At 69.3% G+C, this 9,744-nt stretch carries 10 protein-coding genes; 7 read left to right on the forward strand and 3 right to left on the reverse strand.

Translation table 11 applies throughout. The features are described 5' to 3' along the window. Positions 1-584: 584 nt before the first annotated feature. Positions 585-1,007 carry a VOC family protein gene (locus tag ADK55_RS05775; RefSeq protein ID WP_078998529.1) on the reverse strand — a complete coding sequence of 141 codons (423 nt, stop codon included), beginning with the start codon at positions 1,005-1,007 and terminating at the stop codon, positions 585-587. Positions 1,008-1,238: 231 nt separating this feature from the next. On the opposite strand from ADK55_RS05775, the gene ADK55_RS05780 reads away from it, so the two are divergent. The 7 genes from ADK55_RS05780 (at position 1,239) to ADK55_RS05810 (ending at position 8,504) form a co-directional block, all read left to right on the forward strand. Further along, complete coding sequence (locus ADK55_RS05780) at positions 1,239-2,207, forward strand: YncE family protein (protein ID WP_053676369.1); 969 nt, start codon at positions 1,239-1,241, stop codon at positions 2,205-2,207. Between the two features lie 133 nt (positions 2,208-2,340). After that, positions 2,341-2,658 carry an ArsR/SmtB family transcription factor gene (locus tag ADK55_RS05785; protein WP_053676370.1) on the forward strand — a complete coding sequence of 106 codons (318 nt, stop codon included), beginning with the start codon at positions 2,341-2,343 and terminating at the stop codon, positions 2,656-2,658. A 327-nt stretch (positions 2,659-2,985) separates the two neighbouring features. Further along, complete coding sequence (locus ADK55_RS05790) at positions 2,986-3,708, forward strand: putative 2OG-Fe(II) oxygenase (RefSeq protein WP_053676371.1); 723 nt, start codon at positions 2,986-2,988, stop codon at positions 3,706-3,708. Between the two features lie 94 nt (positions 3,709-3,802). After that, positions 3,803-4,852, forward strand: a complete 1,050-nt coding sequence (locus tag ADK55_RS05795) for a YncE family protein (RefSeq protein ID WP_053676372.1) — start codon at positions 3,803-3,805, stop codon at positions 4,850-4,852. A 351-nt stretch (positions 4,853-5,203) separates the two neighbouring features. Beyond that, positions 5,204-5,998 carry a hypothetical protein gene (locus ADK55_RS05800; protein WP_063839450.1) on the forward strand — a complete coding sequence of 265 codons (795 nt, stop codon included), beginning with the start codon at positions 5,204-5,206 and terminating at the stop codon, positions 5,996-5,998. Next, positions 5,995-7,386, forward strand: a complete 1,392-nt coding sequence (locus ADK55_RS05805; protein ID WP_053676373.1) for an MFS transporter — start codon at positions 5,995-5,997, stop codon at positions 7,384-7,386. Before ADK55_RS05800 ends, ADK55_RS05805 begins: the two co-directional genes overlap by 4 nt. After that, positions 7,383-8,504, forward strand: coding sequence for a DNA glycosylase AlkZ-like family protein (locus ADK55_RS05810; protein WP_053676374.1), 1,122 nt, complete (start codon positions 7,383-7,385; stop codon positions 8,502-8,504). Before ADK55_RS05805 ends, ADK55_RS05810 begins: the two co-directional genes overlap by 4 nt. Before the next feature lie 126 nt (positions 8,505-8,630). Here the strand turns inward: ADK55_RS05810 and ADK55_RS05815 are convergent, their stop codons facing one another. Next, the gene (locus tag ADK55_RS05815; protein ID WP_053676375.1) at positions 8,631-9,080 is read right to left on the reverse strand and encodes a lamin tail domain-containing protein; all 450 of its coding nucleotides are present in this window, start codon (positions 9,078-9,080) and stop codon (positions 8,631-8,633) included. 460 nt (positions 9,081-9,540) lie between these two features. Continuing rightward, positions 9,541-9,744 (reverse strand): hypothetical protein (locus ADK55_RS05820; protein ID WP_159041290.1); only part of this gene is annotated, 204 nt, incomplete at its 5' end.

Consider the following 9,744-nt stretch of genomic DNA (forward strand, 5'->3'; position numbering starts at 1 on the left):
CTCGGCCACCAGGGCCATGACGCGCTCGATGTGGCGCACCGTCTCGTCGGCGGTCCGGCTGCGCGAGGTGATGTTCTGCCCGTCCTCGCGCAGGCGCAGAGGTTCGGGAGCTCCTCGTGACGTACCGGATTGGTCGTGACCGCACTCCTGCTCCCGAACGCCGCCCGTAAACCCCCACCCCGGGCTCCGAACGACATGGCAGGATCTGAGCGTTCCAAGAGGCCCGCGCAAGCCGCCGAAGGCTGACCCCGCCCTGCAGGCACGAAAACTTCGGCCCATGTCGGAACTTCGGTCGCTGCCGGCCCACGTGAAGTACGTCTGACCTGCAGTTTCCTTCAGCGATCGAGGAAGCGGTACTTCAGGCAGGACCCTTGTTGTCCGTGAGAGCCGAGGTCGCACCACTCCCACCTGGGGCACGAGCCCCGGCGAGAGTGCGCAGTACCCCCATCCACGGCTCGGCGCTGGTGCGTGCGGAGCCGTCCCAAGTCGTTCGGTCCTCACGGGGGAGCGCGCCGGTTTGCCGGCGCCTTGCCCCGCACGAGCAGCTGCCAGGTCCGGCGTGCATCCATTTCCTGAATCTGGGACTACGCGGTTCCGGGTGCGATGAGTTCGATTTCGAAGTCGTCGCGGGATTCGAGGTAGGCGGTGTGTTGGTGGGTGCCGCCGGCGTGTGGGTGGCGGTCGGGGAAGAGGAGGGTCCAGCCGTTCTCCTGGGCCTTCTTGGTGAGGAGGTCGACGCGTTCGGCGGTCTCGATGTGGAAGGCGAGGTGGTTCAGGCCCGGTGCGCATCGGTCGTGGCGGGTGGTGGTGAGCGCGGGGGATTGTTCGAAGACGAGGTAGGTGGGGCCGAGTTTCCAGCTGCGGCCGTGTTCCCAGCTTTGGTGGAGGGTGTAGCCGAGGTCTTCGAGGAGCCAGCCCCAGTCGGCGATCGCCCGGGGCAGGTCGGGGACCCAGATCTCGACGTGGTGAAGCGTCCCGGACACGAGCGGATTCTGGTGTTCAGTCACGGACAGTGCACTCCTCGGGAGAAAAGAGACGGTATCGGATACCGGATCATCCCCTATTGGGCTAGATGGCAGTGTCGGTCAGATGTCAGCCAGTTACGGACAGTTGACGGCCGTTCATGCCTTCCGGCGACGCGAGCCGCTATCACGGTAGGGGTGGACCGCAGGGCGCGGCCCCACGGGCATGACCCTGCGGGGGACATTCCGTCGGGGGCGGGGAGGAGGCGTGGGCAGGTGGAAGTGGTGCTGGTCTCCTGCGACACTGCGGCGGGCGGAATCATCCTGACGAGGAAGTCCGGCCCGTCCTCCTACCGGCCGCTCGGGTCGGTGGTCACCGGTCGGGGGCCGCTCGCCGCGGTGCAGTGTGTTCCCGGGGGAGAGGTCTTCGTCGCGTTGTCGGTCTCCGATGAGATCCTCGCTGTTGATGTGGCGTCGGCTCGGGTCATCGGGCGGGTTCGGGTGGGTTGGGCGCCCCGAAGCATGACGCCGGTACCGGGCACCCCCTACCTCCTGGTCGCGAACGCGGGCTCGGACAACCTCTCGATCGTCGACACCCCGGCGCGGGCGGAGGTGGCCCGGATCAGAGTGGGCAGAGAGCCAGGCCAGATAGCCGCCTCCGTCGACGGCGCCCTCGCGGTGCTCTGCGAGCGCGGGGATGGCGCGGTCGCGGTCCTGGACCTCGCTCCGCTCAGGGAAGGACGTCCCCACCGGGTGAGGACCGTTTCCCGGACGTGGCTCGGCGCGCACGTTCAGCCGCGGGCGACCGCGATCGCGGGGGACTTCGCGCTCATCGGGGCGGCACGCTCCGATGTCCTGTCCGTCCTCGCTGTGCTCGACGGCCGTATCGAGGCGACGGTGGCGCTGCCGGTAGCAGGAGCGTGCCCGGTGGGTATCGCGGTCACGGGGGAGGGCGAGTATGCGCTGGTGACCTTGGAGCGTGCGGGAACGCTCGCCGTCGTGGACCTGCTGGAGTGGACGATCACCCGCCAGATCCCCGCAGGCGCCGGCCCGCGCGGCCTCACCATCGATGCCGACGACCACGCCGTGTACTGCGCACTCACCAGAGAAAGATCCCTGGCGGTGGTGCATCTGGACGGTGTTGACCTTTCCAACACCGACGGCCATCCCCAGCACGAAGCCATCCCGGCCGGCTCCCGCCCCACCGCCGTCACACTCGCCCGCACGCACACACCCGACCCCTGACTCCTGACGACCGTCCCAGTCCCGGGGATCGGCTCAAGCCGCCGATCCCCGGTTGTACCGGCGGGCAGGGGCGATGTCGGCGACCGAGAGAACCAGAACGTCCATTCCCTTCGGAGAGCAGAGCGAGCGAGACATGGCCCCCACCAACTCCAACCCGCCCAGCCCGGACCGTGGGCCAACGCCCCGCCATCGCGCGCTGGCGGCCCTCCTCGGGGCGACTCGGGCCCAGGTCCTGCTGCTGATCGCCATCCATTCCGAGGCGACGACGAACGACCTGGTGGAGGAGCTCGCGGTGAGCGCGGCCACCGTCTCCCACCACACCAGCGTCCTGCGGCACTCGGCACTGATCACCACCCGCCGCGACGGTGTCAGCGTGCACCACGACGTCACCCCGCTCGGCGACAACCTCCTGCGTGCCCATGGCCTGCCCGGCGCACCCCGCCACCCCTGATCCTCGGCCCCGGCGCGTTCCCGGATCGTGCTGTGACACCCGCGCACGCTCCCTGCCGTCAACGCGCCCTGGGGGATTGGGCGACGTCGTGAGGCGCCTGTGTCGTGAGTGACCCGACCGGAGGCAGTTCCAACCCGTACCGCCCCCAGGTGCGGTCTGATTAACACTTTGGGGTGGCGTGTGAAAGCGTGCGCGCCCTTTTAGAGCACGATCGAAAAGCTTGCCGGATCGTCAATTCCGAGAACAGACTGTTGGCTGCTCTCCGATATCTCCGACCATTTCGGGTCGGTGATATTGGCTCCATATTCTGTGGAGGGTTGCCGAAATATGCCCGTCTCCCAGACCGACCGGACCATCACGCAGCACGCCGACACCGGATCAGGACCGTCGCAGCCCCCGGCGGGGACGAGAGCGACGATCGCCCAGCTGTTCGCCACCCCTGTGGCCCGAACCCTGTGTCCGTTCGCCTCCGAGGTCAACGACCAGCTCGCCGCGCGGATCCTGGACGAAGCCGGAGTCGGGGCGAAGGACTTCGGCTACAAGCAGGAGACCGCGGGGGAGTTCACGGCCTGGGCCGGCGCGGACGCGCTGCGCCTGTCCCGCTGGGTGTGCGCGGTCGCCGGCCGGTTCACGGAGTCCCTGGTCGCAATGCCCCTGGCTGAGGCTCTCGGCCGCTCCCGGCAACGCGAAGGCGAACAGGCCCAAGGTGAAGGCCGGGAGGTGGCCGTGGGGGTGACCCGCAGTTGGGCTTCCCTCTACCGGGCGGGGGACCGCCACGAGGCGCACTTCCACCCCAACACCGCTCTCTCCGCCGTCTACTACGTCGCCGCGCCGGGGTTGTGCGAGATCGACCTCCTCGATCCCCGTCCCGCCGTCGACTACTACGACCCCGGCATTACTCTCGCCGGGGAGAGTCACCGCGTGCGCCTGTCCTGCCCACCCGGGGAGCTCCTCGTATTTCCCGGCTGGCTCAAGCACGCCGTCCCGGAATTCCACGACGGAGAACCCCGTATCTCCATCGCCTGGAACCTGAACTACATCCTCGGCTGAGAAGCGCTCCTTCCGGAGGTTTTCAGCCGCCGGCCGGAATCGTCCCGAGAATCCGGTCTGCTGTCCCGTCCGATGAAGAAAAGGAAACCCTGCCATGCGCAATATCCAGTTCTTCTCCACCGACACCGACGACGGCGTCGTGTCCGTCGTCGCCAAGACCGGCCCCGGCGAGCACCGCCGAGTCGCGCAGATCCCCATCGGCAACGCACCGCGCGGCGGCGTGAAGTTCACCAAGGACGGGCGCGGTTTCGTCTGTAACACGTCCCAGAACACGATCTCCGAGATCGACGCCGTCGCCCTCAACGAGGTCCGCCGGATCGAGGTCGGCCATGGTCCCCGCGGCCAAGGCCTGCTCCCGGGTGACCGGTACCTGCTGGTTTCCAACTCCGGTTCGGACACCGTCTCGATCGTCGATCTGGAACTGAACCTGGAAGTCCACCAGATCCCCACCGGCCGCGACCCCCGCCACATGGGCATCAACAAGGCCGGCACCATCGCCTACGTGTGCGTGTGGGGCGACGGCTACATCAGCAAGCTCGACATCAGCCCGCTCACCGACGGAAACCCCCAAGGCGTCACCGAGCTCACGCAGATTCCCGTCGACCGCGAAGCCCACCCCTACAGCCTCGGCATCGACCCCACCGGCCGACGTGTCTTCGTCGCGAACACCCAGGCGACCTACGTCACCGTCATCGACGTCGCCACCGACGAAACCCACCGGGTCGACGTCGCCTCCACCGGCGGCCGCGGCGTCGCCTTCAGTCCCGACGGCCGCCACGCCCTGGTGACCGTCGAGAACTCCTCCACGATCGCCGTCATCGACGTCGACACCCTCCAGATCACCCGGCAAATCCCCACCGGATCCGGCCCCCGCGGCCTCGTCGTCGACCAGGGCGACCAGACCGTCTACGTCACCAACTTCGCCCGCGCCGGCATGATGTCCGCCGCCCACCCCGACTTCGCCCCGAACTCCCTCACGATGGTCGACCTGACCTCCGCCCCCCTCGACCGCGACGAAGGCGCCTTCACCTACGAGGAAGTCACCGTCGGCTACGGCCCCTGCAGCGTGGTGATGTTCGACCTCGACACCCTCCCCGAGGCCGAACGCACCCGCCGCCTCAACCGCGCCGACACCATCGCCTGAGCCCACGGGAGCCGAGCCGGCCACAGGCGTCGTGATCCGGCTCCCGTCCAGGCCGTGCGCGGGCCGCGCCGTACCAGTCGCCGCCGGCCCGCGCACGGCACCCCTTCGCCGTCCCGACCCTCCCCGCAGACATGAGAGGTCGGGACGGCGAAGCAATTCCCACAACCCGCCCGGATCCAGCCGACACCCCCACACCCAACCCGCTTGACCCTCGGCTGGCCAGCACCCCGGGCTCCCACCCCACGGCCCACCGTCAAGCCGCCAGAGGCGGCACCTCCATCCGGAAGCCACTGGCTTCCCCTGGGGGAGACGGGCCCGGCGCGTGAATCCCTGCGACAGAGAGCGGGCCGTATGCCCGAGGTCACCTTCCGATCCCTCCAGCCCTGGGCGCTGCTGCCCATGAAGCCGCGCGTCGACAGGGCCGAAGCCCGGGCTGAACGCGACACCTACCGGCACTCGTTCCGCTACCTGCGCATACCCCGGCTCCCGGCGGACTGCCCACCCTGGGTCCTGGGCCAGGAACTCGGCTGGAGTGTCCGCTCCCCGCTCACCCTGACGATGAAGCCCCTCGACGACGCGGGCCTGGCCGTCCCCGACAGCGAGGACCCGCACCAGGTCGGCAGGCGCTTGGGAGGGCAGGGAATGTGGCAGCGCGGCAAAGACTGGATCGCCACCGGCAACACGGCCTGGCTCCACCTCGGCGACTACCGCACCCCCGACGGGAACTGGGAGGGCATGTTCCTGCCCAACGGGCTCGGCACCGTCGAATGGCGCCTGGGCTGGGCCGCCACCATCCCCACCGGAACGTTCCTCATGGTCATGCCCCCACCCAACGGCCCACCGGACGGCCTGACCGTCCCGCTCGGCGTGATCCCCGCGAAAGCCGTCAACATGATGACGGCTCGCGGCGGGCTGAGCATTGCCGTCCAACCCCACCGGGACGTCACAGTCCACCGCGGTCAGGAAGTCGCCCGCATCGTGCTCCTCCACCCCGACTCCCTGCGCACCACCACCCACCAAACCCCCACCGAGCCTCGCAACGCGACGCCCGACGACACCGAACGTGAAGGAGCAGGCGCCATGCCCTCGACGGAGTCGGCGGTTGCCGACCAAGGGACGGCTTCCGGACCGGAGGCCCACCGGTGACCGCCCCCGCAGCGCACAACCACCGCAAGGAACCCGCCGGCGTGCTCCGCCTACTCCTTCGGCCACCCGTGCGTGGTCTGCTCACCCTCGCGTTCCTCGCCCGCACCACCGCCGCCGTCCTGCCCATCACCTTGCTCCTCGCCCTCGCGCAAGCCCACGGCTACGCCCGTGCCGCGGCGGTCGGCGGCGGCTACACCCTCGTCCTCGCCCTCTGCGCCCCGCTTCGCGGACGGCTCCTCGACCGGTACGGCGCTCACCGCATGCTCACCTTGATGGGGGCGGCGACCGCGGTGCTGCTCGGGCTGGTGGCATGCAGCGTCGAGCTTCGCTGGCCATGGTGGAGCACCCTGCCCTTGGTCATCGCCGCGACCCTGGCCGGCCCACCCTTGAACGCTGCCCTGCGCTCGTCCTGGCGGACCCTGGCAGCCGATGAAGCTCAGCTCAAAGCGGTGCACAGCGCGGATTCCATCCTGGAAGAGGCCGGGTTCGTCCTCGCCCCGCTCACCGCCGGCGCCACCGTCCTGTGGCTCGGGCCCCGGCATGCCTACGAAGCGGCGGCCGCCGCCTTCATCACCGTGACCGTCTTCTACTTGGCCGCGGCCCGCCGCCACCAACTCGGCACCCGACGCCCCGCCACGGCCGGCCCCCCGCCGAGTACCGTGTCGACCGGGCGTTCTCGCCGGTGGCTGGGCCCCCTCGCGATCCCCGGCATGATCTCGATCCTGCTACCCCTGCTTGTCATGGGCGCCGTGTTCGGCGGCACGGGCATCCTCGTACCCGCATACACCCAGCACCAGAACGCCACCACCTGGCTCGGACCACTCCTGGCCGCCATCAGCATCGGCGGCGTCATCGGCGGCATCCTCTACGCCACCCTCGACTGGAAATCCGGACTCTGGCACAAATACCGGCTGCTGACCCTGGGCTTCACCCTCCCCACCGCCCTCCTCTTCCTGGCCCGCCCCCTCTGGCTCTTGGCCCTCCTCCTCCTTCTGGCAGGCTTGTTCGTCACCCCCCTGTTCATCAACGCCTTCCTCCTCATCGACGCCACCGCAACCGACGACACCCGCAATGAAGCCAACACCTGGGTCGGCGCCACCACCGACATCGCGAACGGGATCACGGCCGTCACCATCGGCACCCTCGCCGAACACCAACGATGGGACACCGCCCTGCTCACCCTCACCCTCTGCGCGGCAGCCGGCGCCGCGAGCACCCTCCTCGCCCCCACCGACCGCACACCCGCTCGCCCGACCAGCCGACTCGAACCGGACGCGCCAGGCACGCTTCCGAGTGCGGCCCTCCTGCCCAGCCCGGCCACGGCCGGAACCAGAGAAGCAGAGGCGTCGGGGAGTATTCCGGCACCGGTGGAGGGGCCGCGCGCATGACCGTGTCGATGCCCCTACCCCAGGTGGAGCTCTCGCTCGGCGAGGCACGAGAGATCGCCATCACGGCTGCCCTGCCCGCCGATGGATTCCACGATGTCACCGCAGCGCTCGGTCACCTGCATGTCGTGCAGCTCGACAGCATCAGCACCCTGGCCCGCGCGCACCAGCTCACCCTTACCACCCGCATGCTGGGAACGACCACCGCCGATATCGACGACGCCCTCTACGCAGGCCCCGATCCGATCGCTTTCGACTATCCCGCGCACGCCCTCGCCCTGGTCCCCCTCGCCGATTGGCCCCTGTGGGCGTTCCGACGCCGCGCAACCCGCCGACGACCCCAATACCCCGACCAACAGACCCGCGCCGCCCTCTTCGACCGCATCACGCACGAGGGACCCTTGCCGCTGCGTCGGCTACGCGAGGGCGCCGAATCCGGTACCGGTTGGGACTGGGGGCCGACCAAGACCGCGGTGGAGTTCCTCCTCTGGTCCGGCGAACTCGCATCCACCCGCCGCACCGGCGGCCAACGACTGTTCGACCTCGCCGAGCGCTGCATCCCCGCCGACCACCTGAGCGACGAACTCACCGACGACCAATGCCTGATCCGACTCCTCGGCCACGCCGGGACAGCGATGGGCGTGGCGACGGCCGACGACCTCGGCGACTACCTCCGCATCCCCACCGCCACCACCACCCGCCTCATCCCCGACACCACCCTCACACCCGTACGGGTCGAAGGCTGGGGACCCGCATGGGCCGCCCCCAACACACTGACGAGCACCCTGCGGCGCCATCGGGATCCGGTGTTCCTGGGACCCTTCGACAACCTGATCTGGTACCGACCCCGCATCCAACGCCTCTTCGGCTTCACCCAGGTCTTCGAGGCCTACAAGCCCGCAGCGAAGCGCCGGCATGGCTACTACGTCTGCCCGCTCCTCGCCGATGGCCGCCTGATCGGCCGGGCCGACCTCGCCCGCCAGGACGGCGCCCTCAACGTTCGCCAGGCAAGCTTCGAGCGTGACGCCGGACCGGATGCCACGGCCCAACTTGCCCAAGCCGCTCACGCGCTGGCCACGGCCACCGGCCAGAGCCGCCTGCAGCTGCCCCGCACGAGCTGACAACCGTAGGGGCGGGCCCGCCACCAAACGGTGGCTGTCGCGCGAGCGGGCAGTGCGAACGCCCGACATGCTCGCGTTCCGTCCCCCCTTCCTCAAGCGGCTGGTGCGGGGCAGTCGGGCACGGTTTCAGCAGTTCTTGTAGTCGTAGCGGATGGAGTTGTAGGCGCAGGTGTCTTGGACGGCGCCGCCGGCTCGGCGGAGGGTGGCGGTGTCCTTGTCGTTGTTCCAGACGTAGGCACCGCGCTGCTGGAAGAGGGTGGTGGCGTTGTTGGTCCCGCGCCCGGTCCTGATGGTGACGCTCTTTCCCGCCTTCAGGGAGAACGCGGGCAAGGTGTAGGCGTGGCGGGAGGCATCGGTAAGGGTCCAACCCTTGAGACTGACCGCCGCGCGTGTGCTGTTGGTGATCTGCACCCATTCCCCGTTCAGGGACGCGGTGGTGCGAGTGTCGCTACCGGGGGAGTCGTACCAGATCTTCGCGATGTGCACCGACCCGGCGGCCTGCGCCTGACCGGGCAGCAGAAGCACCGAGGCCGCCGCGGCGGCAATGGCCGTGGGCAGGAGCGAAGCGCGGTTCATGGGCAAGGGATACGTCCCGTTCGTATAGGGCCGACGTGGAGCTTCAGACGGTAGGGCTGAGCCGCACACGATCGGAGCCCCGTTACAATCCCGTGACGCACTGTCATCTCTTGGGGTGACGTGTCGGTGGGCGAACCTCGGCTGGCAAGGGACCACCAGGAAGGAATCGTGCGGAAGGAGCCAAGAGAATCGGGCTCTCTTCATCCCTCCGGTGCAGTGGCCGAAGCCCCTGGGCAAGCCGCAGACCTGGAGAGCGCTGTGTACTCGGCGAGATCCCTCACCGCCCAGTGAGCGCAACGAGGCCGCGAACGCGAGACGGTGACGAGCGCGCCAGGACGCCGGGCAGCTACCGTCGCATGGGCGTCAGAACACCGCCCCGGCGACGGCCCTACACCTGCCGGATGGCCGCGCGCGGGCGCCCGTGCACGCGCCTACGCGCGACGCCGGTCGGGCGCATCCGCTAACTGGTGCTGGGATCGATGACCTTGTCGAGTACCTCCCGCACCACGGACATGGTGAGCGCCTGCCGGCCGGCGGCCGTCGCCTCGTCGACGTCTTCCGTCTGCCTGGACACCGCCTCGAGCCGGTCGGACTCTTCCCGCGCCCAGTCCCTCGCCACCCTGATACGACGCAACAGCTCTTCCGCACTGATTTCCGCCATACA

The organism is Streptomyces sp. WM4235 (assembly GCF_001279725.1).
Classification (GTDB): Bacteria; Actinomycetota; Actinomycetes; order Streptomycetales; family Streptomycetaceae; genus Streptomyces.

Bases quoted from the DNA above. Each gene is read 5' to 3' on its own strand.
- ADK55_RS05790 (WP_053676371.1), top strand. From the start codon at position 2,986: ATGCCCGTCTCCCAGACCGACCGGACCATCACGCAGCACGCCGACACC.
- ADK55_RS05810 (WP_053676374.1), top strand. From the start codon at position 7,383: ATGACCGTGTCGATGCCCCTACCCCAGGTGGAGCTCTCGCTCGGCGAG.
- ADK55_RS05785 (WP_053676370.1), top strand. From the start codon at position 2,341: ATGGCCCCCACCAACTCCAACCCGCCCAGCCCGGACCGTGGGCCAACG.
- ADK55_RS05800 (WP_063839450.1), top strand. From the start codon at position 5,204: ATGCCCGAGGTCACCTTCCGATCCCTCCAGCCCTGGGCGCTGCTGCCC.
- ADK55_RS05795 (WP_053676372.1), top strand. From the start codon at position 3,803: ATGCGCAATATCCAGTTCTTCTCCACCGACACCGACGACGGCGTCGTG.
- ADK55_RS05815 (WP_053676375.1), bottom strand. From the start codon at position 9,080: ATGAACCGCGCTTCGCTCCTGCCCACGGCCATTGCCGCCGCGGCGGCC.